Genomic DNA, 25,511 nt, shown 5'->3' with positions numbered 1-25,511 from the left:
CGGGGCGTTGTCCTCCCACCGGGGCGGAGCCGGGGCCAGCCCTTCCTTCCTTGAGAAAGCAGTACCTTGAGCGAGACCACGGCCCACGCGCGGCCCCGACTCCCGGTTCCGCCGCGCGCGGCCCGGTTCTTCGTTCTGCTGGCGGTGTTCATCTGCGCCGCCTGCGGCCTGGTGTACGAACTCGCGCTGGTCGCGATCGGCAGCTACCTGCTCGGCGACACCATCACGCAGGCCTCCGTGGTCCTGTCCGTGATGGTGTTCGCCATGGGTGTGGGTTCGCTGCTGTCCAAGCGGTACCAGGCCCGGCCCGCACTGTCCTTCGCGGTGGTGGAGGGCCTGCTGTCGCTGGTCGGCGGTCTGTCGGTGCTGCTGCTGTACGGGTCGTTCGCCTGGCTGTCGGCCGCCGCCTACCAGCCCACGCTGGTGCTGCTGGCGTTCGTCATCGGCACGCTCATCGGTATCGAGATCCCGCTGCTGATGACGCTCATCCAGCGCATCCGCAAGCAGGAGGCGTCCGAGGCGGTCGCGGACCTGTTCGCCGCCGACTACGTGGGCGGTCTGATCGGCGGTCTGGCCTTCCCGTTCCTGCTGCTGCCGCTCCTCGGTCTGCCCAAGGGCGCGCTGATGGTCGGTCTGCTGAACGCGGTCATCGGTGTGGCCGTGGTGCTGTGGCTGTTCCGCTCGGACCTGACCCGGCTGGCCTACGCGGGGCTGGGCCTCGGACTGATGTTCATCGTGGCGGTGCTGGGGCTCGCCTACTACTTCGCCGAGGAGTTCGAGGTGGACGCCCGGCAGGCCATGTACCGGGACCCGATCTCGTACGCCGAGCGCAGCGAGTACCAGGAGATCGTGCTCACCAGGTCCCTGGACGGCCGGGACGTGCGCATGTTCCTCAACGGGGACCTGCAGTTCTCCACCCTCGACGAGTACCGCTACCACGAGGCGCTCATCCACCCCGCGATGGACGGCCCCCGCGAGGACGTGCTCGTGCTCGGCGGCGGCGACGGCCTGGCCCTGCGGGAGCTGCTGCGCTACGACGACGTCGAATCGGTGACCCTGGTGGACCTGGACCCGGCCGTCATCGAACTGGCCTCCACCGATCCGGTGATCCGCGAGCTCAACGGGGACTCCTTCCAGGACCCGCGGGTGGAGGTGGTCCACACCGACGCGTTCCAGTGGCTGCGCGACAACCCGGACGACTTCGACGTGATCATCGCCGACCTCCCGGACGGCACCGACGTGGGTACGTCGAAGCTGTACACCGTCGAGTTCTACGCGCTGTTGGAACAGGCCCTGGAGCCCGAGGGGCGGGTGGTCGTGCAGGCCGGTTCACCGTTCTTCGCCCCGGACGCGTACTGGAGCGTGCGCCACTCGCTGGAGGAGGCCGGGATCTCGGTGACTCCGTACAACGTGGACGTGCCGACCTTCGGCAACTGGGGGTTCTACCTTGGTGCCTCCACCAGCGAAGGAGAAGGGGCCCCGGACCTGACCCTCGCGGACGACGCCCCCGAGCTGCGCTTCCTGGACGATGCGCTGTTGCGGGCGGCGCTAGTCTTCCCGGTCGACCGCCGGGAGGGCGAGGTGGAGGCCTCCACGATGATGCATCCGAAGATCATCGGCTACCACCAGGACCGCCAGGCCTGGCGCGGCTACTGACCCGGACTGAGACGGACACGCCAAAGACCCCCATCAGAACTTGAGCACCTGGCAGGGGTCTTCTGGTTTGTGAGGGCTAGCTGTGGTATCGCTATGGGCGCACAGCGGACAGCAGAGCCGCCCACTCCTGAGATTCGAAGGCCAGGTGCCCAGCAGCACGATTCTGAGTGTCGCGCACAGCGGCCCCGGTGGGCAGTTCGGCGACCTCAACACAGTTGCCGCCCTGAGGCTGGCTGTAGGAGGACTTGCGGAAGAACAGGTCAGTGGGAACTGAGTGCATCGTTACTTCTTCTCGGTCTGTTGTTGCAGGTAGGACATCGTCTCATCTGGCCGAAGAGCAGCCAGGCGCAGGTGATTCATCACTGATCGGTACCGGGTGACCTCATCGGGCTCCTCCAGGTAAAGGCCGTCAGTATCGGTCTCCAGATAGACCACCGTCGGATCGACCGGGTCCGGGAAGTCCAAGATCACGAACGGGCCCCCGCTACCCATGTTGGGTCGGTCTGCCCGAGTCATCTGAATTGTGATGGTGGACTGCTGCGCCATCTCCAGGAGGTGCGCGATCTGTGCCTGGCGAACTTGTGGGTAGTGCTCCAGCCTGCCCAAAGCAGTCTCATCAAAGATCGCCCACAATTCAGGCGGTTCATCAACCAGAATCCGTTGGCGAGCGACCCGAGCGTCTACGACCCTCTGGACCTCCTCCGGCCGGGTCAGCACAGACTGGGCCATCAACTCAGCGTATGCCGGGGTCTGGAGGAGCCCGGGAATCATGATGGGTTCCCAGGTGTGGATCGAGGTTGCCTCTGTCTCGAAACCCACGTAGCGGGCTGCGAGCACGTCCTTGTACCGAGACCACCAGCCGCGGTCCAAGGCCTGGCGACACAGGTCGAGAATCTCCTCATACTCCTTGCCTGGCTTGATTCCACATGCAGCGAGGATCGCCCGCACTTCAATGAGCCTGGGCCGCTGTTTGGACCCGTTCTCAATGTTCGAGTACGTGGAGCGGCTCAGCTCCGCGGCGGTGGCGACCTCCTCGCTTGTCATGCGAGCCGCCAGACGGATGCGTTTGAGCTCGGCAGACAGTCGGCGACGTCGGATCGTGGGTGAGTACCTGGTGGCCATGATGCCCCGATCGTAAGTCCTGACAGGCCAACACGGGACATTTTGGGAATCGCATACATGGATACCGGACACTAGGGCCAAAATTAGCCTCCAGGCCTTGCACATTTAGAATCCAAGTTTCATGATGGACTCTATTCAGTTCCCCGCGGGGCTTCCCACCCGGCACTTGAGCACCAGGAGTCCGCTATGGCGCGATACCTGAATCTGTCTGAGCTGGCGCATGTGCGCTGCTTGGCTTCCGAAGCGATGCGTAACCGCCGCCCCCGCAGGGCCAGCCGTGTGCGCAGCTACGCCCCTGCTCCTCGAAACCTGATCCTGGGGCAGCCCTTGTGCGCTCCCCGCCCTCCGCGAGTCCCGGCACCTCGCCGACCGCTGGACACCGCGCCCCTGCTGATCCTTCAGCGGCTCCTGGCGGGGCTGCGACGGCTGGGGGCGGCGGCCTAATGCCGGACATCTACACCGACGACCTGCTCACCGTCGCTGAGGAGGCCCTCCAACCTCCCGCGCACCTCACCCCAGCCCAGCTGGCCGAGTGGCACTCCCACACCCTCCGAAAGCGGCTCCCCCTGATCCGACAAGCCCTGCGACTCGCCTGTGAGGAAAGGGACTCCGAGCTGGCCACCCTGCTGATCGACGAGGCCATCACCGAGCACCCCGACCCGCCCCGCGCGCTCAGGGCGGTCGGCGGTGACGGGGCGAGCCTGCCGCGCCCCTCCCAGGCGAACCCGCCCACCGAAGACGAGCTGCCCATTCCCGAACACATCCTGTGCCCGCTCCTCTACAAGCACTGGAACCTGACCATCGAGGGCCAGCCGCCCCACGAGGTCTACCTCGCCCGCCGCCCGATCGGCTGGACGGGCCTGGGCGACCCCTTCGAACGGATCACCGCGCCCACCCGCCACGAGCTCCTGCGCCTGCTCGGCTGCCGCATCCTGGGGATCGACCAGACCAACGGCCCCCACCCACCCCTCACCTGACAACCAGCACACCCAAAACCCCGCGCGCCCGCTGCGGTCCTCCTCCTCAGCTTCGGCGGGCGCGCGGCCCCCAGGACACGGGTGCGATGGATAACCAAACGCGCTGCTCAGACCGCAACGGCCACGACTACATCCCGGACCAACCACCCGTGAAACGCGGCAACACGACCACCGCGACCTGCCGCTACTGCGGGCACACCATCACCGCCACACGCTGAACCCTACGAACCGTTCAGCGCCCACGAAAAAGCTCTGGCGGGTGCGACAACACCCCCAGAGCAGGCCGACAACCAACAACGGATTTCAACGAAAGCGAGTTGCCGACATGGCCATTGTGTCAAACATCCTCACCCCCACACCCCCTTACACGGGACGCCGCTGGTCCTCGCGCCTCTACCCGGGTGACCTGGCCCAGACCCGCCGGGTGCGCGCGGACCTGGCCGCCGACCTGAACCGCCTGGCCGGACTCCCGAACGAGACGGCCGAGAACCTGGTGCTGTGCGCCAGCGAGATGTTCGCCAACGCGGTCGACCACACGCTTTCGGGCCAGGACGTCGAGGGCCGGGTGATCCGCACCCTGCACATGCCCACCACCCGCACGATTCAGGTCGCGATCGTTGACGACGGCCAGCGCACCGACACCGCCGAGTTCCAGGCCCCGCAGACTCCGGACCACTCGGTGGAGGAATGGGCCGAGGTGGAGCGCGGCCGGGGTCTGCTGCTCATTGGCCACCTGGCCGACCGCTGGGGGACCCGGTCCGTGATGGACTTCCCCTTCTGCCAGGGTCTGGGCACCGTGACCTGGGCCGAGTTCACCCTCCCCGAGGCCAACCGGTGACCGGCTCCCGTCAGGTGAGTTCCGGGGTGCGCCAGCGGCTATCCGCACCCCGGGGCAACCGCTTCTCCCGACCCGGCACCAACCGTCCCCTGGCCGCCCCACCCGAACCCCGGGAACACCGCCACTCCGGCCCGTACTTCAGCACACCGGAAACCCACTCCGAACGCCAGGCACGGCTACTCCGCCAGATGGAAGGTAACCCCCGAGTGGCCCACATGCTCAAACATGGCCCCACCCCGCACTGGTTCGAGGTCGACCGCCAACGCCGCGAACAGGCCGAGCGCGAAGCCCAGCGGCTGGAAGAGGCTTTCGCGGCCTTGAACGACGCCCCCGCGACGCCTGCCCGGGGTCGTCACCGGGCGCCGCGCTCTTGGTGGGGCTGGCCCGCTGTGGCCATCAGCACGACCTTGCTCTTGGCCCAGGGCACCACCCAAGTCCTCGGCCAGGCCGTCTTCCAGTCCGGGCTCCCGCCGCTCTGACCACCACAGCCACAGCACAGCGTTCAAGAAGGGGGCCTGGCGTACATCACGCCGGGCCTATCCCCGCATGCGCGGGGAGCAGCCATCCCCAACGGGAGCAGCCACAGGGGGTGGGGCAGGCCGGGTCCATCCCCGCGTGCGCGGGGAGCAGGCGGGGCCACCGCCTGGTTGGCCGTGGCCACCGGGTCCATCCCCGCGTGCGCGGGGAGCAGCGTGAGGAGCATGGGCTGTCTGCGGATGCGGAGGATCCATCCCCGCGTGCGCGGGGAGCAGTAGGCGTACTCGAACACCGCCTGGTGCTGGTAGGGTCCATCCCCGCGTGCGCGGGGAGCAGGCCATCGCTCAGGGCCAACCCCCGTTGGATGGGGGTCCATCCCCGCGTGCGCGGGGAGCAGACTCGGTGACCTGCGGATTTAGAGCGCCAAGGGGCCCAAATCTGCAAGTTGTTGGCACTTGGACACCGAAGACAAATCACTCAAAAAGCCCACCCTCCAGCAACCATCCACACCAACCTACTGCTCTCCAGTCAGGGAAAAGAAGGCATCGAAGAACACCATTCCTCAGACCTGGCGAGGGAGCGCGAACGGCGCCCGTGCCGGGCGCCGCACCCGAGTCCACCCGAGAAGCGCCCGAAGCCCCCCGCCAGAAATGGCTCGACGCAAAGGCCGCCCTACTGCTCTCCCTGCTCATGCCCGACTGGTCCTTCGGCTTCCGGATGGAACCCAGCGCCACCGAACCGCACGTGTGAATCGCCTCCACCACCTGCCCCTCCTGGGCACGCGTGCATGCCGACGGCCGCGTCGAACAAGCCGGAGAACGACACCTGGCCGACGAGGCCGACCAGACCTGGCACAACTGGCAGACCAGGGAGCAACCAGCAGTGTCGGACTTCGGCCTGACCGTCGACCTCCACCACACCCAGACCGTGTGGCTGCACCATCCCGACACCCCCCTGTGGTCCACCCCTCACACACAGCCCCGAAGGTGATGGCAACCCGTTCTCACTGATAAGGCGGGCCCTTGGCGCGTGAACAGCATGCCGCCGTGCGACGGCCCCTCCCCGCGTGCGCCGGTCTCACCCCCCAGGTCAGCAGGGGTGAGCCACAGGGCGGTTCCGGTCACCGGATCCGGGTGCCCTCCACGGGTTCGCCTGCCACCAGGTGGCTGTCGATGATCTCGTCGGCGTGGCCGGGGCCGATGCCGCCGTACCAGACGTCGTCGGGCTGGACCGCGACCACCGGTGCCTGGTTGCAGGGGAACATGCAGCCGGTGGCGGTCATCAGGACGTCGTCGTCACCCAGGTCCCGCTGGGACAGGCCCGCGGCGAGGGCGCCCCAGGTCTCCTCGGCGCCGCGGGCGCTGCACCGCGGCCCGCGGCAGACCAGGAGGTGGCGCCGGTACCCCGGGACCTCCTCCCACGCGGCCGAGGTCACCGGCGCCTCGGTACCGGAGATCGGGCGGACCGTCTCCAGGGCGGAGGCGAGGGCACCGGGGACGGCGACGTCCGGGCCGACCAGGCGGGCGGCCACCACGACCTCGGGCGCGCCGGCCCCGCGTTCACGCCACCAGTGTCCGGCGACCCGGCGCAGCCAGGAGTGTCCGGGGGCGAGGCGACCCAGGGCGACACCGACCAGTTCGATCCGCCCGGCACCGGCGTCGGCCAGCTCGGTCAGCACCGTCGACAGGGCGGGGCCGGCGACCTGGAGAAACGCCAGCCGGGCGTCGGCGGCCTTGGCGGCGGCCCCCAGTTCATCGGCGGCGTTGGCCTCACGGATCGACATCCCGACCAGGACCCGGGCGGTCATCGGGCCTCCTCCGCGTCAGCGGACAGGTGCGGCAGGATCAGGGGTGTGCCGGCCACCGGGTCGGTGATGACGGTGGCCGCCACCCCGAAGACCTCGCGGACCGTGCCCGGTGTGACGACCTCGGCGGGGGTTCCCTGGGTGACCAGGGTCCCGTCCCGCATCGCCACCAGGTGGTGGGCGAAACGGCTGGCCATGTTGAGGTCGTGCAGCACCAGCACGATGGTGCGCCCGAGGCGGCGGTTGAGCGCGGCAAGCAGGTTGAGGACGTCGAGCTGGTGCGCGAGGTCGAGGTAGGTCGTCGGTTCGTCGAGCAGCATGACCTCGGGCTCCTGGGCCAGGGCCAGGGCGATCCACACCCGCTGGCGCTGGCCGCCGGAGAGCTGGTCGATCGGGGTCTCGGCGAACTGGTCGACGCCCGTCGCCGCCATCGCGGCGGCCACCGCCTCCTCGTCCGCGGCGCCCCACTGCCGGAACCAGCGCTGGTGCGGGTGGCGGCCGCGGCCGACCAGGTCCGCGACGGTGATCCCGTCGGGTGCGACCGGTTGCTGCGGCAGCAGGCCGAGGCGGCGGGAGAGAGTACGCGCGGACATCGAGGCGAGCTCGTCGCCGTCCAGGAGCACCCGGCCCCGCTGGGGTCCCAGCAGCCGGGCCAGACCGCGCAGCAGCGTGGACTTGCCGCAGCCGTTGGGCCCGACGATGGCGGTGATCCGGCCGGCCGGGAGCTCGGTGGTGACCCGGTCGACGACCACCGAGGAGGCGTAGCCGAGGCTCAGTCCCTCCGCGGCGATCGAGATCGGGTGGCCCGGCTCCGGGCCGGGACCGGGCGCGGGCTCGAGGTCGGGGTCGGGGTTCTGGGTGGACGCGGCGGCATCGGTCATCCGGCGGCTCCAATCCGGTGTGCGCGGGCCAGCAGGTAGAGCAGGACAGGGGCTCCGAAAACGGCGGTCAGGACACCGACCGGCATCTCCGTCGGCGCGAAGAGCAGCCGACCGGCCAGGTCTGCGCTGACCACCAGCAGGGCGCCGACGGCGGCGGACGGTGCGAGACCGACCTGTCGCTCGGCGAGGATCCGGCGGGTGATCTGCGGCGCCACCAGCGCGACGAAGCCGATCGGACCGGCCGCCGCGGTCGCCAGGGCGGCGAGGACCACCGCCACCAGCAGCAGCACCACCTTGCGGCCCTGGCCCGCACCGGTGAGGGTCCGGGTGAGGTCGTCGCCGAGTTCGAGCAACCGCAGGTGCCGCGATCCGACGATCAGGACCGGGACCGTCACCGCCAGGGCGGTCACGATGATCGCCACGTGCAGGCCGCCGCGGTTGGCGAGGCTGCCGGTCAGCCAGGCCGCGGCGCTCATCGCACGGTTGATGTCGGCCCGGGTGAGCAGGTAGGAGGTGGCCGAGGAGAGCATCGCGGCGACACCGATCCCCACCAGGACCAGCCGGAACCCGTGTAGTCCGCGTTTGTAGGCGATGAGCAGGATCAGCACCGCCGCGAGCAGGGCCCCCAACAGCGCGCCCAGGACCAGTTGCAGGCCGCTGCCGCCCAGGATGAGGAGTACGACCAGCGCGCCCATGGCGGCACCGGAGTTGATCCCGATGACGTCGGGGCTCACCAGCGGGTTGGCGGCGATCCGTTGCAGGAGGGCGCCGGAGAGGGCGAAAGCCGCACCGACACCGAGTCCGGTGAGCGCCCGGGGCAGGCGGTCGTTCAGGACGATGTCCCGTTCGATGAGGGTCCCCCCGCCGCCGAGGACGGTGAGGACGTCGCCGACCCCGATCGGGAACACCCCGAGGGTGAGGGAGACGGTGGCCACCGCCAGGGCGGCGGTCCCGGCCGCGGCGGTGAGCAGAGCCGAGGAACGGCTGACCCGGAAGGCCACCGCTCCCCGGCCCGGGGACAGCAGGAGGGTGTCGCGGGTCGGTCCGCGGCCAAGCAGGCCGGTCATACGCCGATCACCCTTCGGTTGCGGACCAGGTAGAGGAAGAACGGCGCCCCGGCGATGGCGGTGATGATCCCGACCTGGAGCTGCTGGGGTTGGAGCAGGATCCGGCCGAGCGTGTCGGCGATCAGCAGGAGTGTCGGTGCGAGCACCACCGTCCACGCCATCACCCAGCGGTAGTCCGGGCCGGTGATCATCCGGGCGACGTGCGGCACGACCAGGCCGACGAACCCGATCGGGCCCGCGATGGCGGTGGCGCCCCCGGCGAGCAGGACGACGGCCAGGGCCGCGACGGCACGGTTGGTCCACAGACGGGTACCGAGGCTGCGTGCCAGGTCGTCCCCCAGCGCCAGGGCGTTGAGCGTCCGGGTCAGCGCCACGGCGAGGACGACCCCGAGGAGGAGGAAGGGCGCCACGACGCTCAGGTCCGTGCCGTCGGACCGGGTGAGCGACCCGACCACCCAGTACCGGTAGTCGTCCATCGTGGAGGAGTCCTGGAGGGTGATCATCGACGTGACCGCCCCGAACAGCGCGGTGAAGGCGGCACCGGCCAGGGCCAGCTTCACCGGGGTGGCGCCGCCGAGGCCGAGCGAGCCGAGGGCGTAGACGAGGACCGCGGCGACGGCGGCCCCGGCGAAGGCGAACCACAGGTAGCCGGCGGTGGCGGTGATCCCGAAACCGGCCATCGCCAGCACCACCGCCAGGGCGGCACCGGAGTTGATGCCGAGCAGCCCTGGTTCGGCCAGCGGGTTGCGGGTCAGACCCTGCATGACCGTTCCGGCGACACCGAGCGCGATTCCGGCGAGCAGTCCGGTGACGGTGCGCGGGACGCGGATGTGCAGGATGATCCGCTCCACGTCGCTCTCGGGGCTGCCGCTGAGGGCGGCGGCCACGTCGGCGAGGGTGACCGGGTAGTTGCCGATCAGCACGGAGCCGAACGCGGCGGCCACCAGCGCCGCCGTGGCAGCGACGAGGCCGAGGCCGCGGCTCCAACCGCCTTTGAGCACACCGGAGCGGGCGGAGGGTGTCGGGCCGGATCGGCCCGCACCCCCCGCGGTTCGTTCCTCTGCGGGCGTGACCGTCGTCATCGCGGCCTCACTCGGCGGCGGAGCCGGCCTGGTCGGAGCTGACGAGATCTGGGTGGAGCAGCGAGGCGAGCACCTCGATGGCGTGGGCGGCCCGGACTCCGGCGCTGCGGTCCGCGAACAGGAACGGGTGCACCTGGTCCTGCTCCACGGCGGTCACCCCGGACAGGGCCGGGTGCTCGGCGATGGCGGCGACGTCGTCCGCGGCGTCCTCGCGGGTGTAGGAGGCGTCGCAGCAGGTGCTGGTGAGGATGACGTCCGGGTCGCGCCGGATCAGCTCCTCGAGGTCGATCTGGACGTTGCGTGTCTCGGTCAGGTCGCCGAAGGCGTTCTCGCCCCCGGCATGCTCGATGACCTGGGTGCCGAAGTCGATGCCTCCGGCGACGGAGAGCGTGCCGTCCTCCCGCATGCTGACAAAGGCGACCGTCGGCCGGTCGGCGTCGGCGACGGCCTCCACCACGGCCTCGATTCGGGCGTTCTGGTCGGCGATGACCTCCTCGGCGCGCTCCTGGGCGTCGAAGAGGGCGCCGAGGTCGCGCAGGTCGTCGTGGATGGTCTCGACCCGGACCGTCGCCGGGTCGATCGCCTCGTCGGAGAGCCCGTCCGCGCTGGGGCACAGCGGACTGAGGATCCACGACTGGACCCCGAGCTCCGCGAGGCTGGCGCGGGTGCCGAAGCTCGCGTCGCCCGCCCCGTCACTGACGAAGACACCGTTGAAGCCGGAGAGGACGAAGTCCGGCTCCTCGGTCAGCAGAGCCTCACGGCTGGGCAGGCTCTCGACGTACTCCGCCGCCTCCTGCGCCTGGACGTACTCCGGCAGCACCTGGGAGTCGAGGAACGCGGTCTCCACCAGGCGGTCGCCGATACCGAGTGCGTGGGCGATCTCGATCGCGGGCTGGTAGGCGGCGTACACCCGCTCGGGCGGCCCTTCGACGGTGACGTCGATCCCGCAGTTCTCGACGGTGGTGGTGTCGTCCTCTGCGGCCGTCTCGGGGCCTGCCCCGGCCGTACAGCCGGCGAGGAGGACGGCGGTGGTGGCCAGGACGGACGCCGTCATCAGCGGACCGGTCGGCCTGGGTTGGGAAGAGAGGACAGAAAAGGAATGCACGGCTCCGCCGGGCCTTTCTGGGGGTATGCCGCCCCGTGTTCGAAAGGTACGAATGGGGCGAGTATCTGGCTCACAGCGCCTGCTGGGCGCTGTTCACAGTGGCGGTACCGCGCCGGAGTCACACCGGCTTCCTCAAACCCCATCGAAATGGTCAAAAAGAACTTAGCAGGGGCCGATCCGAAAAGCTCCATCAGCTCGCAAAACCGGGGCTGCCCCTGCGTGCGCGGGGAGCAGGCGGCCCTGGAGCGCACCGCCGCCACGGTGCTGGGACCATCCCCGCGTGCGCGGGGAGCAGCGAACGGAGATCCTGATGCACCACTTCTACGCGGGACCATCCCCGCGTGCGCGGGGAGCAGCGTCGGTGGTGGCGTCCCACCCGACCGGGACGGGGACCATCCCCGCGTGCGCGGGGAGCAGACTCGGTGACCTGCGAATTTAGAGCGTCAAGAGGCCAAAATCTGCAAGTTGTTGGCACTTGGACACCGAAGACAAATCACTCAAAAAGCCCACCCTCCAGCAACCATGCACACCAACCTACTGCTCTCCCGCTAGGAAAAAGAAGGCACCGAAGAACACCATCCCTCAACCCTGGCGCGTACGCGGGGCTACCGGATCAGCGTGAAACCTGGCGAGTGAGCGCGAAGGGCGCCCGTACCGGGAGTACGGGCGCCGTTCGGGGCAAACACCGCGCGGCCTGGAACCTTGGGCCAGTGGGCGGCCACGCGGTGGATTCGGGTAAGGAGGGTCGGCCCGCGGGAGGAGTTAGGTCACCTGCGAAAACTCCCCCGCGGCCCGTTGCCCATACTCACCCTAGGCGGGTGCTGGGAACGCACGCCACGCCGTCCGCATCGCCCCACATGACAACCCTTGGCACAGGCTTACCGATCCTTGCCGGAAACGGATGGTTTCCGGTCGCGTGTGCCCGACTGACTGGTTCAGCTGTCGAAACCCATGCCCACAGCGTCCAGACCCCGCAGCCAGAGGTTGCGTCGGCCGCCGTTGCGGTCGGCGGCGGCGGTCGCCCTAAGGGTGAGTTCGATGCCCAGGGACCGGACCGGCTCCGGCGGGAACGGCAGCGGCTTCTCCTTCACCATCCGCAGCCGGGTGCGTTCGGTGTCCAACCCGTCCAACTTGTCCAGCATGACCTGGGCGCCGAAGCGGGTCGCTCCCACGCCGAGGCCGGTGTACCCGGCGGCGTAGGCCAGCCGACCGCCGTAGGCATCACCGAAGAACACCGAGAAGCGGCTGCACGTGTCGATGACCCCGCCCCAGGTGTGGCCGAAGCGGATACCGCGCAGCTGCGGGAAGGTCTCCAGGAAGTGCTCGGCCAGCTTCTGGAAGGTCTCCGGCCGCTGGTCGTACTCGGGCCGCACCTTGCCGCCGTAGTGGTGCACGATGTCGTAACCGCCCCACAGGATGCGGTTGTCCGCGGTGAGCCGGTAGTAGTGGAAGAAGTTGGCCGAATCGGAGACGCCCTGGCGCCCCTCCCAGCCGATCGAAGCCATCTGCTCGTCGGTGAGCGGCTCGGTCATCAGCGCGTAGTCGTAGACCGGGGCCAGGTAGTGCTTGAGCCGTCGCAGCGGACCGGGGAAGGCGCCGCCGCCCCAGGCGACCTTCGGGGCGTGAAGCGCTCCCCCGCGGGTCTCCAGGCGCAGGCCCAGGGGGACCGAGTGGATGGCGCGTACGGGGCTGTTCTCGAAGACGCGCACGCCGAGGCGTTCGCAGACCGCGCGCAGCCCCCAGGCCAGCTTGGCCGGGTGGATCATGGCCACGCCGTCGGACTCGTGGTAACCGGCCACGTAGGTGGGCGAGTCGATCCGCTGGCGCACCTCCTCGGCGTTCCATGCCTGCACCCTCTCGCCCTTGGCCCGCCCGTCCGCGGCCGCCTTCTCGAACCACTCGGCCTGCCAGGGCTCGGTGGCCACCAGGGTCTCGCCGGTGCGCTCGAACTCGCAGTCGATGCCGTACTTGCGCACGGTCTCCTCGATGGCGTCGAGGTTGGCCATGCCCTGGCGTTCGAGTTCGGCGATCTCCTCGGGCCAGCGCTCGGCCCCGTTCTCGTAGCCGTGGGTGAGGCTGGCCGCGCAGAAGCCGCCGTTGCGCCCCGAGGCCGCCCAGCCGGTGGTACGGGCCTCCACCAGCACAACGTTGCGGTCCGGGTCGCGCTCCTTGGCGATCAGCGCCGTCCACAGCCCGCTGAAACCCGCCCCCACGACGACCAGGTCGGCGTGCACGTCACCGACCAGCGGCGGAGCGGGTTCGGGAACGTCGTGCCCGGGGACATCCGGGTCCAGCCAGAAGACCCGCGGTCGTGCTCCCTCCAGGGCCCGTGCCGCCTCGGCGCGCGTGCTGTCGGCCATGGCTCTCACTCGTCTCTCGTCGATGAAGATGGATCGGTCGGCGGCCGGTGGTCTCACCTGCGGCGGTGGGCCATCACGATGTTGACCACCGCCATGATCAGCCCGACCCCGAACAGCAGTGTGCCCATCACGTTGACCTGTGGCGGGATACCGACGCGCGTGGATCCCCACACCCAGAGCGGGAACGTGGTGACCTCGCCGCTGACGAAGGTCGTGATGATGTAGTCGTCGATGGACAGGGCGAAGGCCAGCAGCCCGCCCGCCATGATCGCGGGGAACAGCATCGGCAGGGTGACCAGCCGGAACGTGGTGAACGACCCCGCGCCCAGGTCCCGGGCGGCCTCCTCCAGCGCCGGGTCCAGGGTGATCACCCGCGCCCGCACGGTGATGGCCACGAAGGAGACGCAGAACATCACGTGCGAGACCACCGTGGTCCAGTAGCCGGTGGTCACGTTCATCATCAGGAACGTGGACAGCAGCGCCGCGCCCAGGACCACCTCGGGGGCGCTGATGGCGGAGAACATCACCAGGTTGGTGAGCTGCTTGCCGCGGAACGAGAACCGGCCCAGCGCCAGCCCGAGCAGGCTCCCGATCGCGCCCGCGATCACCATGGTCAGCAGGGCGATGCTCACGGAGTTGAACATCGCCTCGTTGAGAGTGGGGTGCGCGAAGGCGTTCGCGTACCACTTGAGGGTGAAGCCCTGCCAGGTGATGTTGTGCTTGCCCGCCGGGTCGTTGAAGCTGAACGCCACCATGAACAGGATGGGCGTGAACAGCCAGGCCAGGACCAGCCAGGTGTAGTAGCGGCCCCAGTCGATCCGGCGGCGGGGACTGGGAGAACGTCCGGTCCCGCCGACGCGGGCCGGAGGGGGCGGGGGCGTGGAAGGCGCCGCCGTGTCCAGGTGAACGCTCATCAGGTGTGCACCTCCATGACCCGTTCCGTGCCCAGGGCCCGCGCGTAGCTGAAGATGCCCACCAGCAGCAACCCCATGAGGACGAAGGTGATCGACGCGGCGATCGGGTAGTTGTTGTTGACCAGGTACTGGCTCTGGATGATGTTGCCGATCATCGTGTTGTGGGCGCCGCCCAGCACCGAGGCGTTGACGTAGTCGGCGCTGGTGGGGATGAAGGTCATCAGCACGCCGGCGAACACCCCGGGCAGGGAGACGGGCAGGACCACCCGGACGAACGCCTGGAACCGGCCCGCGTAGAGGTCGTGCGCGGCCTCCACCAGACGGGGGTCCATACGTTCGAGGACCGCGTAGATCGGCAGCACCATGAACGGCAGGAAGTTGTAGGCCAGGCCCAGGATCACCGCCGGGGCGGAGTTGAGCAGTTGGAGGTCGGCCGGGACGAGCCCGATCGACTTCAGCGGCCCCAGGACGACGCCGTCGTCGGCCAGCAGGAACCGCCAGGAGATGGTCCGCAGCACAAACGACACGAAGAACGGCAGCAGGATCAGCAGCAGGTAGGTGGACTTGTGCGGCCCGGCCTTGAACGCGATCCAGTACGCCATGGGATAGCCCACGACGATACAGACCAGCGTGGCGCAGGCGCCGTAGAACAGGGAGCGCAGGATCTGCTCCCAGTAGGTGCTGACGGCGGTGACGTAGTTACCCACCTCGAAGGTCTGCTGGAAGCCGCTGACCACGTTGCCCGTGGTCAGAGACAGTGACAGCATCCCGCCGATGGGGACCACGAAGAACAGCGCCAGCCAGATCCACGCCGGGAGGACCAGGACGTAGGGCGTCGCCTTGCGGTTTCTCATGGGATCAGCTCGGGATCGGCTCGTGGGTCGGCTCGGACGGATCAGCTCTGCGTGATCGCCTGGAAGATCGAGGAGAACTCGTCCTGCTGGTCGGTCTCCAGCGCCACGTAGTTGTGCAGGTTCTGGTAGTCGCCGTCCGACGGGAAGACCAGGGGGCTCTCCACCATCTCCGCGAGGGCTTCACCGCGCTCGGTGCCGTCCTCGGCCTCGGCCCACTCGGCCATGACCTCCTGGGCGTGCGGGACCGGCGGGATGTAGCTGATGTACTCGGTCAGCCCGGTGGCGATCTCGGGCTCGTAGAGGAAGTCCATGAGCTTGAGGGCGTCGACCGGGGCCTTCGAGGTGAAGGGGATCAGCAGGTTGTCAGTCCAGAGGGTGGCGCCCTCCTCGGGGATGACGAACTTGAGGTTGGTGCCCTCTTCGGCGTTCTGCTGGTAGATGTCACCGGACCAGGCCATGGTGATCCACAGGTCGCCGTTGGTGAGCGGTTGGATGAAGTCCTGGTCGTAGTAGGCGCGCACCACACCGGAGTCGCGTTGCTCCTTGAGCTTCTCGGCGGCGGCCTCCCAGTCCTCCTTGGTGGAGTCGGCCGGGTTGACGCCGTTGAACAGCAGACCGAAGTTGGCGATCTCCTGCGGGTCGGCGAACATGCCGACCTTGCCCTCGAACTCGGGGTCCCACAGGTCGGCGATGCTGGTGATCTCCCGGTCGATGTAGTCCGGGTTGTAGGCGATGCCGGTGATGCCCGAGGTGTAGGGGACGCTGTAGCGGTTGCCGGGGTCGTAGGCGCTGTTCTTGTAGATCTCGCCCGCGTAGTCGGCGAAGTTGGGCAGCTGGGTGTGGTCCAGCGGGACCAGGTAGCCGAGCTCGACCAGCTTGCTGAACTCGAAGCCGTTGGGAAGGGTGATCAGGTCGTAGCCGATGTCGTCCCCGTTGGCGAGCTTGGGCTGGATCTGGCCGAAGAACGACGCCGCCTCCTGGACGTCCTCGCGGTAGGCCACGTCGACCCCGGTGGCCTCGGTGAACTGCTCGATCTGAGTGCGGTCCGGATCCATGTACAGCGGCCAGTTGGCCCAGCGCAGCGAGCCCGTCTCCTCCTTGTCCGCCCAGTAGTCGGCGTCGTCCGCGGTGTCGCGCTGCTGGCCGCCGACACCGCAGGCGGACAGGGCGAGCGCAGCGGCGGCGGCGCCACCGGCCTGGAGGGTGCGGCGACGGGTCAGGCCGGGCAGCGCGGGGCCGCCGGTGCGCCGGGCCCGGGTGAGTCCGCGCAGGAGAGCGGGGTTCAGCTGAGCGCGGGAGGGGTGCTTCATGGTCGTCGTTCCCTACTTCGGATCTGGAAGTCTGCCGGTAGCCGGGGCGGAAAGGTGGGCGTCGGGGTCAGGGGCGTCGGGGTCGGAAGTGCCAAGGGCCGGTGGCCGGGCACGGGACGGGCTCAGACGGGCAGCGCGTACGAGTGCCGTGGAGCCCACGAGAGCCAGACGGCGCCGCCGCGCCCGGCGACCAGGGCGGAGTCCGAGGAGTTCTGCTGGTACACGGTCACCTCGGACCCGTTGGCCAGGGAAACCTGGTAGTGCGTGGCCGAGCCCAGGTAGACGGTCTCGGTGACGGTGCCGGGCAGGACGCTGAGGTCGCCCTCGGGCCGCTCGGTACCGATCCGCACCTTCTCCGGACGGATGGTCAGGTGGGTGTCGGACCCGGCCGATATCCCCTTGGGGAGTTCGGCGACCAGGGCGGTCAGCCCTTCGCCCAGGTCGACCCGGTGGTGCCCGGCGGCGTCGGCGGAACCGACGGTGCCGCTGAGCAGGTTGCTGGTGCCGATGAAGTCGGCGACGAAGCGGGTGGCCGGTCGCTCGTAGATCTCGGCGGGCGCCCCCAGCTGCTCCACCAGGCCGTTGTTCATCACCGCGACCCGGTCCGACATGGTCAGGGCCTCGCCCTGGTCGTGGGTGACGTAGACGAAGGTGATGCCGACCTCGCGCTGGATGCGCTTGAGCTCGACCTGCATGGACTGGCGGAGTTTGAGGTCCAGGGCGCCGAGGGGTTCGTCGAGCAGGAGGGCGCCGGGCTCGTTGACCAGGGCGCGGGCCAGGGCGACCCGCTGCTGCTGGCCGCCGGAGAGCTGGGCCGGGCGGTGCTTGGCGCGGTGGCCCAGCTCGACGAGTTCGAGCATCTCGCCGACCCGGCGGCGGATCTCCTTCTTCGGGACCCGCTTGCGCTCCAGGCCGAAGGCGACGTTGGCGGCGACGGTCATGTGCGGGAAGAGCGCGTAGCTCTGGAAGACCATGTTGACGTCGCGGTGGTTGGCCGCGACCCCGGTGACGTCCCGGCCGGACAGGCGCACGACCCCCTCGGTGGGCTCCTCGAACCCGGCGATCATCCGCATGGTGGTGGTCTTGCCGCAGCCGGAGGGGCCCAGCAGCGAGAAGAACTCGCCGCGGGCGATCTCCAGGTCGACGCCGCCGACCGCCCGCACGGTCTCCGAACCGGAGCGGTAGGCCTTGACGACGCGCTCCAGGCTGATCGCCGGTTCGTGGTCGGGCGGGGAGGAGGCGGCCGCGGAGGCCGAGGAGTGCTGAACCGTCACGGCGGGCTCCTCCGTACTGCTGTCTGCGGTGGTGACCATGGGGGTGTTCCTGTCGGTTCTGGTGGGAGCCCCGGTGCGGAGCGACGGTGCGGGGTCAGTCGCCGAAGTAGCTCATGACGTGTTTGACCCGGGTGTACTCCTCGAACGAGTACGTGGACAGGTCCTTGCCGTAGCCGGAGTGCTTGAACCCGCCGTGCGGCATCTCGGCCGTGATGGGGATGTGGGTGTTGATCCACACGCAGCCGAAGTCCAGACGGCGCGAGACGCGCAGGGCGCGGGCGTGGTCCTTGGTCCACACACTGGAGGCCAGGCCGTACTCGACCGCGTTGGCCCAGGCCACGGCGGTGTCCTCGTCGGTGAAGCGCTGGACGGTCAGGACCGGGCCGAAGATCTCGTCGGTGACCAGTTCGTCGCCCTGGCGCAGCCCGGAGACGACCGTGGGCGCGTAGAAGTAGCCCTGGTCGCCGACCCGCGCGCCGCCGGTGAGGATTTCGGCGTGGTCGGGGGTGCGCTCCAGGAAGCCGGTGACGCGGGCCAGCTGGTCGGCGTTGTTGACCGGGCCGTAGGCGGCGTCGGGGTTGTCCGGTCCGGCGGTGACGGTGCCGCGGGCCTGCTCGGCCAGGGCGGCGGCGAGGTCGTCGTGGATGCCGGGTGCGGCGAGGACGCGGGTGGCGGCGGTGCAGTCCTGGCCCGCGTTGAAGTACCCGGCCTCGGCGATTCCGGCGGCGGTCTTCTCGACGTCGGCGTCGTCGAAGACGATCACGGGCGCCTTGCCGCCGAGTTCGAGGTGCAGGCGCTTGAGGTCGCGGGAGCCGGCCTGGGCGACCTCGAACCCGGCCCGAGTGGAGCCGGTGAGGGAGATCAGCGCGGGGATCGGGTGGTCGACGAGGGCGCGGCCGGTGTCGCGGTCGCCGCAGACGACGTTGAACACGCCGGGCGGGAGGAACTCGGCGGCGATCTCGGCGAGCAGGAGCGTGGAGACCGGGGTGGTGTCCGAGGGCTTGAGGACGATGGTGTTCCCGGCGGCCAGGGCGGGGCCGATCTTCCAGGCGGCCATGGCCATCGGGTAGTTCCACGGGGTGATCTGGCCGACCACGCCGAGGGGCTCGCGGCGGATCCAGGAGGTGTGGTCGCGCAGGTACTCCCCGGCGGCGCGGCCCTCCAGGTTCCGGGTGGCCCCGGCGAAGAAGCGCAGGGCGTCCAGGACCTGGCCGATCTCCTCCGAGCGGGTGAGGCCGACCGGCTTACCGCAGTTGCGGACCTCGGCGGCGACGAGTTCGTCGGCGCGGGCCTCGACGGCGTCGGCGAACCTGTTCAGCGCGATCTGCCGTTCGGCCGGGGTCCAGTCGCGCCAGCCGTCCTCGAAGGCCTTACGGGCCGCTTGGAAGGCGGCGTCGACGTCCTGGGCCTCGGAGACCGGTGCGGTGGCGAAGACCTGCCCGGTGGCGGGGTCGACCAGTTCGCTCCGGCGGCCCTGCGCGGTGTCGGCGTAGGCGCCGTTCACGAAGTTGCGCAGGTGTTCGGTTTCGAGCCCTTGGGTCACGGACGGCTCCCCTTGAGTCGGCGCGCCGGGAGCGCGCACGGGTGTCTGTGTGTGTGGTCACACTGCCACCACTGTTCGGAGACTTCAAGGGATTCCGTTGTGAAGTTTGGGTTACTCGACGGATACTTGACAGAAGCTATGCAGATGCGACTATTTCTATTGAGTGGAGCGCGTAGGGTACGTGGCGACCGTCCCCGGTCCCACGCCTGCCTCCCGCACCGCCCAGAGAACTCGGAGAGTCGAAGTGGAACCGCGTCTGAACTCGGAAGACCTACAACGGGCCGCCAAGGACCACCTGTGGATGCACTTCACGGAGATGGCCGCCTACAACGACGCCGAGGTCCCGGTGATCGCCCGCGGCGAGGGCGAATACGTCTACGATGACCACGGCAATCGCTATTTGGACGGTTTGTCTGGTTTGTTCGTTTCTCAGGTGGGCCACGGGCGCACCGAGATCGCCGACGCCATCGCCGAACAAGCCCGCGAACTGGCCTACTTCCCGATCTGGACCTACGCCCACCCGCGCGCCGTGGAGCTCGCCGACCGACTGGCCGGCCTGGCGCCGGGCGACCTGAACCGGGTGTTCTTCACCGGCAGCGGTTCCGAGGCGGTGGAGTCGGCGTGGAAGCTGGCCCGCCAGTACTTCAAGGCGGTCGGCGAACCCACCCGGCACAAGGTGATCAGCCGCAACATCGCCTACCACGGGACCAGCCTGGGCGCGTTGTCCATCACCGGTCTCCAAGCCATCAAGAGCCCCTTCGAACCGCTGGTGCCCAGCACCATCCAGGTGCCCAACACCAACCACTACCGGGCGCCCGTGCACGGCGACGACGTCGAGGCCTTCGGCCGCTGGGCGGCGGACCAGATCGAGGAGGCCATCCTCCAGAACGACCCCGCGACCATCGCGGCCGTGTACGTCGAACCGGTGCAGAACTCCGGCGGCTGCTTCCCACCGCCGCCCGGCTACCTCCAGCGCGTACGCGAGATCTGCGACCAGTACGGCGTCCTGATGGTCTCGGACGAGGTCATCTGCGCCTTCGGCCGGCTCGGCGAGTACTTCGGGGCGACCAAGTACGACTATCTGCCGGACATGATCACCTTCGCCAAGGGCGCCACCAGCGGATACGTGCCGCTGGGCGGGGTGATCGCACGCGAGGGGCTCATGGAGCCGTTCCAGCGGGAGGGCGAGGCGTTCCTGCACGGCATCACCTTCGCCGGGCACCCCGTGGCGGCCGCCGCGGCGCTGGCCAACCTCGACCTGTTCGAGAGCGAGGGCCTGCTGGACAACGTCCGCACCAACGGCCCCGTCTTCCGGGCCACCCTGGAGAAGCTGCTCGACCTGCCGATCGTCGGCGACGTGCGCGGCGACGGCTTCTTCTACGGAATCGAGCTGGTCCGCGACAAGGAGACCAAGGAGACCTTCTCCGCCGAGGAGTCGAAGACCCTCCTCAAGGGCTTCATCTCCTCGGCCCTGTTCCAGGCGGGGCTGATCTGCCGCGCCGACGACCGCGGCGAGCCGGTGATCCAGCTGTCACCGCCACTGACCTGCGGCCCCGAGCACTTCGACGAGATCGAGCGGATCCTGCGCAAGGTCCTCACCGAGGCCTGGTCCAAGCTCTAGCCCCACTCGAAGGCCTCTGGGCCGGGGACGACCGGGAAACCTGGTCGGACGCCGGGCGGGCCCGTCACCGCGGACCGAGGGGTTCGGGGCGGCGGGCCCGCTCGGCGCGCACGGGTTCAGAGCACGGGGTCCGGGGGCGGGCGCCCGGATCAGGTGATGTACTCGGCGCGGACCGCGTAGATGGCGGCCTCGGTACGCGAGTGGACCTGGAGCTTCTCCAGGATGTTGCGGACGTGGTTCTTCACGGTGTTCTCGGTGATGAACAGGCGCTCGCCGATCTCCCGGTTGTTCAGGGACCGAGCCAGCAGCTTGAGCACCTCGGTCTCCCGGGGGGTCAGCTCGGGGATGGCGGGGGCGGCCTTCGGGGTCTTCTCCTGTTTGGCCAGTTCCGCGAACTCACCGATGAGCTTGATCGCCATCGCCGGGTTGATGAAGGACTGTCCCTCAGCGATCGCCCGGACCGCGCGGGCGATGTCGGTGACGGCGATCTCCTTGAGCAGGTAACCGGTGGCACCCGCCTTGAGCGCCTCGAACAGGTCGGCCTCGTCCTCGCTCATCGTCAGCATGACGAACTTGACCTCGGGCACCGCCGCGCGGATGCGGGGGCAGGCCTCGATACCGGTGGAGTTCGGCATCATCACGTCCATCAGCACCACGTCGGGCCGCAGCTCGGTGGCCAGCACCACCGCCTCGTCGCCGTCCCCGGCCTCGTCGACCACGTCGATGTCGTCCTCGTCGTTGAGGACCGAGACCAGCCCGCGCCGAAACAGCGCGTGGTCGTCCACCACGAGAACACGAATGGGCCGGGGCGGGGCGACCGGCTCCTCGGTCGCGTAGGTCAGTTGAGCGGGTGACGGGGGGTGGGGACTCACCAGAACTCCTCTTATGTACAACCGGAATGCCGGGTGTCCAGTTCCCTCCGCTGACTACAGGACCGAAAAGGCGAAGAAAACGGGAGATCGCCGACCAATCCTCCTACAGCGAGGCTGCCCCCACTCTCCCATAAGTGGTCAGAGAATGGTATGTGCATGGAATTTCCCCTCCACGGAGCGTGAGGGCCGGTCCGGTCGTCACGCTCCGAACGGCCCGGACCCGCGCTCGGACCACGTACACGGCAAAACACCACGTGAAGCGCTTGTTTCCCCTTTAACCTCAAGGGCAGACACGACACGAAAGGTTTCCCGTGTACTGCAACTACTGCGGAAGCTGGAACGGCGGCGTCAACCAGAAGTGCCGGAACTGCCAGCGCACCCTCAACCTGCGCTGGGCGGTTCCCCTCGGTGAGAACCTCCCCTGAGGGAGCCCGGCCGCACCGGTGTCAGGCGCTCTCCCGCGCGCGCTCCAGAGCCGCCAGGGCGGTGACCGCGCCCAGTTCCCAGCAGGACTCCCGGGCCTCGGCTCCGGGGCGGCCCGTGACGGTGACCGGGGGCCGGTGCCGGTTCCAGCCCATCCCCTTGGCGATCGCCTCCACCGAGCGCACCGCGCCCGAGGTGTCGTTGTCGCCGTGCACGTACAGCGTGTACGGCAGCCCCTGGGCGCTGGTCTGGACGGGGTAGTACACCGTGTCGAAGAAGTGCTTCAGGGCGCCGGACATGTAGCCGATGTTGGCCGGGGTGCCGAGTACCACCGCGTCGGCCGCCAGAAGATCCGCGGCGGTGGCGGAGAGCGCCGCTTCCGCGCTGACCCGGACGCCTTCGATATCGTCGGTACGAGCACCGTCCGACACCGCGTCCAGCAGTTCCTGCGTAGCGGGCGAGACCGTGTGGTGAACGATGAGAAGTCGTGCCATGCCACCACAGTAGAAGGAACCGATGAACCAGCCGCCGCCGAACGGGCCCGGGCCTCACCAGGGGCCGCCGTACGGCATGCCGCCGACCGGTGGCCGTCCTCCGGCGGTGCCTGCGCCGCCGGGTGGTCCCTACGTCGGCTACCCCCCTCCCACGACGGCCAGGAGAACCTCCGCCTGGGTGTGGATCAGCCTGGGCTGCGGCGGGCTCTTCGTGGTCGGCGTCCTCCTGGTCGGGGTGCTCCTCTTCGTCGTCGCCGACAACGACGACAGCTCCGGGGCCGGTTCCGCTTCCGACAGCGGGACCGAGGGCGGGACCAGCAGCGGGCTCGGCGACGAGGAGCGTTCGAACCCGGACATGCCGGGGCTGGGCGAGCGGGTCGAGCACGCGGGCATGCTCTTCACCATCGTGGAAGTGGAGACCGGCGTCACCTCGGTCGGGTACCACTCCCCCGATAACGAGTACGTCGTCATGCACGTCGAGGTGGAACCGGCCGGGAGCCGGGCCGTCGAGTTCTGGCGCGACGAGCAGCACCTGTACACCTACTCCGGCCGTCCGGTCCCCGAGGACTACGAAGCCACCCGGGACCACGAGGTCGGCGTCCCCATGGGCGTGGAGGTCTCCCCGGGCGAGCCCCAGGTGGTGACCATCGTCTTCGACGTGCGAGACCCCTCGGAGATCTCCCACATGGGTCTGAGCGCCGAGTTCCTGGGCGGCAACGAGGTCTACGTGGACGTCACCGGCTGATCCGCGAGCCGCCAGTGGCGGTCCGCGCCCGACCCCACGGCACCGGGCAGCCGTCCGGCGACCCCGCGCCATGTGTGCGGGGACACGAAATCTGCCCCTCGATGGCGCTGAAACCTGTCGGTTCCACCAAATCCATATCGCCCTACAAAGTACATTGATCCCCAGGAGTCACAAATGCGAATGTGGGTAACCCATTCGTATCGGCACCGTAGGGATGTCGGACATTGACCCGCCATTCTTCTCTTACCCCGGATTCGTCAGGGGTCTGATCGCGTCTTCTGATCCGGCACTTCGCCCATGGTGTCCCTGGTCCGGGCAGGAACGAGCCCTCGCGTGACGCCGCGGTGCGCGCCGGGCTCCACGAACCCCGGAACTGCGTGCTCCCTCCTTCCTGCTGCTCGTCGGATCAGGTCCCGATCCTCAGGTGAGGGTCGGCAGAGCGGTCAACCGCTGCCAGCAGGTAGTGAACGCCTCCGCCCAGGGCCAGGACCGTTCGATACGCAGGAAGCGGCGGCGGGCGTGGCGGGCCAGACGGGCGGGCAGGTGGTAGATCCGAAACCGCATGCTCTCAGGCTCGGCATCCGCGAGGTCCTCCGCATCGTGCAGGGTGAGCAACCGCAGCCAGGCGTCCAGATCCGCGGCCAGGTTGGCCGCGAGCACCCACGCCTGGTTGACCTGCCAGGACGATGACGGCAACAACGCGAGCCCCATCGCCTTGTTCGTGCGCACCCGATCCTCGACCTCGGCGTGGTCTCGGTGCAGCGCGTCCAGAAACTGGGCCTGGTGGGAGCCCGGCACCCGATGCATCCGCTTGATGTTGGTCGCGCAGATGGCGTAGCGCCAACCGGTCTTCCTCTCCATGGCGGTGAGCTTGGCGGTGTGGCGGCGGGAGGGGCGTACCCGGCGGACGATGAGCCGCATCCCCTTGGGCCAGCCTTCGCGGGTGTTGAGCCCGGTCAGTTCGGCGACCTCATAGCCCTCTTGGAGGTCGCCTTTCTGGTCCACGGCGCTCTCCCACGCGCTCTCGGGGATCTTCGCGATCGCCTCCTCGTCCGCGGTGGTGATCTTCCACCCGACGGTGAAGCGCACCGTCCTGCGGCTGGTGTTCAGCTTCTCCAGGTACTCGAGGAGGTCGTGGGTGGCGCCGGCTCCGTCGATACGGACGAGGATCTTGGCCCGGGAAGAGCCGGGGACCTGATCCAGGGCCCAGGTGAGCACGTTGATGTGGTCGCTCGCGGTGTTGGCTCCGGCGTTGCCGGGGCGCAGCAGCATGGCCAGGCACTCGCCGGTGTTGGCGCACCAGGCGGCCAGGGGGTGGAACCCGAAACTGGACTTGAAGGTGGGTGCGGCCCCTTCCTTGTTGGAGGTGGTGGTGATGATCGTGGCGTCGGCGTCCAGCACGATCCATCCCTTCAGGGGTTTGCCCGCGACCTTCACTTGGGGGAACCCGCCGGGGCGCAGGTGCAGCAGCGTCCACACGTGGCGGCGGATCTGCCGCCGGGCCTTGGCGATCGCCGCCAGGGCCCTCTCGTCGAGGACGTTCAGGGCGCGGCGCAGGGTGGAGTCGGAAGTGGGTGGGCCGAACACGGGCCGGTGGTGCAGGCCCAGGCGTTCGGCTTCGGAGAGGTTGCGGGCGCCGAGCACGATGGCGATGACCAGGTGGACCAGGGTGGTGGCCCGGTCCCGCCAGCCGTTGGCGGTGCTGGTGGGCAAGGCTGTGGCGAGGGCCCGGGTGAGGCCGGTGCGGTCGGCGAGCTGGCGGAGCAGGACGGCTCCGGCATGCCCGACGAGGTTGGTGCTGTTGGCGGTCACGGACAGGCGGTGGTCCCAGGTAGGCTCGTGCACCAGAAAGGTGCTCCTGATTCTGCTGTGATGTTTCCTAGACAGTCACATCTTTGCAGGTAGGGGCACCTTTCGTGCTGTCAGGGGTCGGTCCTCCCAATTCCGCTGAATAGCCGGGGTTACCTAGGGTGCGACCTCTACAGCGCGCCAACCCGCTCGCACACGGTGGCCCAGGCCAGGCGACAACCCCGCCCGCACCGGTGCGAACAGGCCATACGCGGATGCACCAAGCGTTCTTTGCCGTCCCTGA

General features: G+C 69.0%; 25 protein-coding genes, 1 CRISPR repeat array and 1 riboswitch. Of the genes, 9 read left to right on the top strand and 16 right to left on the bottom strand.

The window, feature by feature from the left end:
• The first annotated feature begins 66 nt into the window (after positions 1-66).
• Positions 67-1,656, top strand: coding sequence for a polyamine aminopropyltransferase (locus tag HNR07_RS30470; protein WP_184369408.1), 1,590 nt, complete (start codon positions 67-69; stop codon positions 1,654-1,656).
• A 91-nt stretch (positions 1,657-1,747) separates the two neighbouring features.
• Here HNR07_RS30470 and HNR07_RS30465 read toward each other — a convergent pair whose 3' ends face one another.
• Both HNR07_RS30465 and HNR07_RS30460 read right to left on the bottom strand, forming a co-directional pair.
• Positions 1,748-1,936, bottom strand: coding sequence for a DUF397 domain-containing protein (locus tag HNR07_RS30465; RefSeq protein ID WP_184369405.1), 189 nt, complete (start codon positions 1,934-1,936; stop codon positions 1,748-1,750).
• Between the two features lie 2 nt (positions 1,937-1,938).
• A complete protein-coding gene (locus tag HNR07_RS30460) occupies positions 1,939-2,778 on the bottom strand; it encodes a helix-turn-helix domain-containing protein (RefSeq protein ID WP_184369402.1) in 840 nt (279 codons plus the stop codon).
• Positions 2,779-3,221: 443 nt separating this feature from the next.
• Between HNR07_RS30460 and HNR07_RS30455 the strand changes: the two genes are divergently transcribed.
• From HNR07_RS30455 to HNR07_RS30435, 6 genes are all read left to right on the top strand, one after another.
• Positions 3,222-3,755, top strand: coding sequence for a hypothetical protein (locus HNR07_RS30455; protein ID WP_184369398.1), 534 nt, complete (start codon positions 3,222-3,224; stop codon positions 3,753-3,755).
• Between the two features lie 86 nt (positions 3,756-3,841).
• Positions 3,842-3,973: a hypothetical protein gene (locus HNR07_RS35765; RefSeq protein WP_281387212.1), complete on the top strand. Its 132-nt coding sequence runs from the start codon at positions 3,842-3,844 to the stop codon at positions 3,971-3,973.
• Between the two features lie 107 nt (positions 3,974-4,080).
• A complete protein-coding gene (locus HNR07_RS30450; protein WP_184369395.1) occupies positions 4,081-4,593 on the top strand; it encodes an ATP-binding protein in 513 nt (170 codons plus the stop codon).
• Positions 4,590-5,072 (top strand): hypothetical protein, encoded by a 483-nt coding sequence (locus HNR07_RS35325; protein WP_184369392.1) that lies wholly within the window; start codon positions 4,590-4,592, stop codon positions 5,070-5,072. The genes HNR07_RS30450 and HNR07_RS35325 overlap by 4 nt, the downstream gene beginning before the upstream one ends.
• Positions 5,073-5,125: 53 nt before the next feature.
• Positions 5,126-5,467: a CRISPR direct-repeat array (repeat unit 29 nt; unit sequence GGGTCCATCCCCGCGTGCGCGGGGAGCAG).
• A gap of 197 nt (positions 5,468-5,664) precedes the next feature.
• Positions 5,665-5,820 carry a hypothetical protein gene (locus HNR07_RS30440; RefSeq protein ID WP_184369389.1) on the top strand — a complete coding sequence of 52 codons (156 nt, stop codon included), beginning with the start codon at positions 5,665-5,667 and terminating at the stop codon, positions 5,818-5,820.
• Positions 5,821-5,853: 33 nt separating this feature from the next.
• Positions 5,854-6,060 carry a hypothetical protein gene (locus HNR07_RS30435; RefSeq protein WP_184369385.1) on the top strand — a complete coding sequence of 69 codons (207 nt, stop codon included), beginning with the start codon at positions 5,854-5,856 and terminating at the stop codon, positions 6,058-6,060.
• A gap of 130 nt (positions 6,061-6,190) precedes the next feature.
• Here the strand turns inward: HNR07_RS30435 and HNR07_RS30430 are convergent, their stop codons facing one another.
• From HNR07_RS30430 to HNR07_RS30380, 11 genes are all read right to left on the bottom strand, one after another.
• Positions 6,191-6,877 carry a (2Fe-2S) ferredoxin domain-containing protein gene (locus HNR07_RS30430; RefSeq protein WP_184369382.1) on the bottom strand — a complete coding sequence of 229 codons (687 nt, stop codon included), beginning with the start codon at positions 6,875-6,877 and terminating at the stop codon, positions 6,191-6,193.
• Positions 6,874-7,755, bottom strand: a complete 882-nt coding sequence (locus HNR07_RS30425) for an ABC transporter ATP-binding protein (protein ID WP_221318983.1) — start codon at positions 7,753-7,755, stop codon at positions 6,874-6,876. The genes HNR07_RS30430 and HNR07_RS30425 overlap by 4 nt, the downstream gene beginning before the upstream one ends.
• Positions 7,752-8,822 (bottom strand): FecCD family ABC transporter permease, encoded by a 1,071-nt coding sequence (locus HNR07_RS30420; RefSeq protein ID WP_184369379.1) that lies wholly within the window; start codon positions 8,820-8,822, stop codon positions 7,752-7,754. Before HNR07_RS30420 ends, HNR07_RS30425 begins: the two co-directional genes overlap by 4 nt.
• Complete coding sequence (locus HNR07_RS30415) at positions 8,819-9,904, bottom strand: FecCD family ABC transporter permease (protein ID WP_246420587.1); 1,086 nt, start codon at positions 9,902-9,904, stop codon at positions 8,819-8,821. The genes HNR07_RS30420 and HNR07_RS30415 overlap by 4 nt, the downstream gene beginning before the upstream one ends.
• A 7-nt stretch (positions 9,905-9,911) precedes the next feature.
• Complete coding sequence (locus HNR07_RS30410; RefSeq protein WP_184369376.1) at positions 9,912-10,958, bottom strand: ABC transporter substrate-binding protein; 1,047 nt, start codon at positions 10,956-10,958, stop codon at positions 9,912-9,914.
• 90 nt (positions 10,959-11,048) lie between these two features.
• Positions 11,049-11,166: riboswitch (cobalamin riboswitch) on the bottom strand.
• 778 nt (positions 11,167-11,944) lie between these two features.
• Positions 11,945-13,369 carry an NAD(P)/FAD-dependent oxidoreductase gene (locus tag HNR07_RS30405; protein ID WP_184369373.1) on the bottom strand — a complete coding sequence of 475 codons (1,425 nt, stop codon included), beginning with the start codon at positions 13,367-13,369 and terminating at the stop codon, positions 11,945-11,947.
• A gap of 53 nt (positions 13,370-13,422) precedes the next feature.
• A complete protein-coding gene (locus HNR07_RS30400) occupies positions 13,423-14,283 on the bottom strand; it encodes an ABC transporter permease (protein WP_184369370.1) in 861 nt (286 codons plus the stop codon).
• A complete protein-coding gene (locus HNR07_RS30395; RefSeq protein WP_184369366.1) occupies positions 14,283-15,137 on the bottom strand; it encodes an ABC transporter permease in 855 nt (284 codons plus the stop codon). The genes HNR07_RS30400 and HNR07_RS30395 overlap by 1 nt, the downstream gene beginning before the upstream one ends.
• 41 nt (positions 15,138-15,178) lie before the next feature.
• Positions 15,179-16,447, bottom strand: a complete 1,269-nt coding sequence (locus HNR07_RS30390) for an ABC transporter substrate-binding protein (RefSeq protein ID WP_184369363.1) — start codon at positions 16,445-16,447, stop codon at positions 15,179-15,181.
• Positions 16,448-16,569: 122 nt separating this feature from the next.
• A complete protein-coding gene (locus HNR07_RS30385) occupies positions 16,570-17,760 on the bottom strand; it encodes an ABC transporter ATP-binding protein (protein WP_184369360.1) in 1,191 nt (396 codons plus the stop codon).
• Positions 17,761-17,815: 55 nt separating this feature from the next.
• Positions 17,816-19,264 carry a gamma-aminobutyraldehyde dehydrogenase gene (locus HNR07_RS30380; protein ID WP_184369357.1) on the bottom strand — a complete coding sequence of 483 codons (1,449 nt, stop codon included), beginning with the start codon at positions 19,262-19,264 and terminating at the stop codon, positions 17,816-17,818.
• Positions 19,265-19,508: 244 nt separating this feature from the next.
• Between HNR07_RS30380 and HNR07_RS30375 the strand changes: the two genes are divergently transcribed.
• Positions 19,509-20,885 (top strand): aspartate aminotransferase family protein, encoded by a 1,377-nt coding sequence (locus HNR07_RS30375; RefSeq protein ID WP_184369354.1) that lies wholly within the window; start codon positions 19,509-19,511, stop codon positions 20,883-20,885.
• A 149-nt stretch (positions 20,886-21,034) separates the two neighbouring features.
• Here the strand turns inward: HNR07_RS30375 and HNR07_RS30370 are convergent, their stop codons facing one another.
• Together HNR07_RS30370 and HNR07_RS30365 are read right to left on the bottom strand one after the other, a co-directional pair.
• The gene (locus tag HNR07_RS30370) at positions 21,035-21,757 is read right to left on the bottom strand and encodes a response regulator (protein ID WP_184369351.1); all 723 of its coding nucleotides are present in this window, start codon (positions 21,755-21,757) and stop codon (positions 21,035-21,037) included.
• 446 nt (positions 21,758-22,203) lie between these two features.
• On the bottom strand, positions 22,204-22,674 hold the full coding sequence (locus HNR07_RS30365) for an NAD(P)H-dependent oxidoreductase (RefSeq protein ID WP_184369348.1): 471 nt from the start codon (positions 22,672-22,674) through the stop codon (positions 22,204-22,206).
• Between the two features lie 178 nt (positions 22,675-22,852).
• Here HNR07_RS30365 and HNR07_RS30360 point away from each other — a divergent pair, with 178 nt between their 5' ends.
• A complete protein-coding gene (locus tag HNR07_RS30360) occupies positions 22,853-23,419 on the top strand; it encodes a hypothetical protein (RefSeq protein WP_312894021.1) in 567 nt (188 codons plus the stop codon).
• A gap of 420 nt (positions 23,420-23,839) precedes the next feature.
• Here the strand turns inward: HNR07_RS30360 and HNR07_RS30355 are convergent, their stop codons facing one another.
• Entirely contained in the window at positions 23,840-25,264 is a 1,425-nt protein-coding gene (locus tag HNR07_RS30355; protein ID WP_312893591.1) for an IS1380 family transposase, read from the bottom strand.
• Positions 25,265-25,511 lie beyond the last annotated feature (247 nt).

The organism is Nocardiopsis metallicus, assembly GCF_014201115.1.
In the GTDB taxonomy this organism is placed as follows: domain Bacteria; phylum Actinomycetota; class Actinomycetes; order Streptosporangiales; family Streptosporangiaceae; genus Nocardiopsis; species Nocardiopsis metallicus.
The sequence above is the reverse complement of the archived record's forward strand: the minus strand, read 5'-3'. Positions and strand labels throughout refer to the sequence as shown.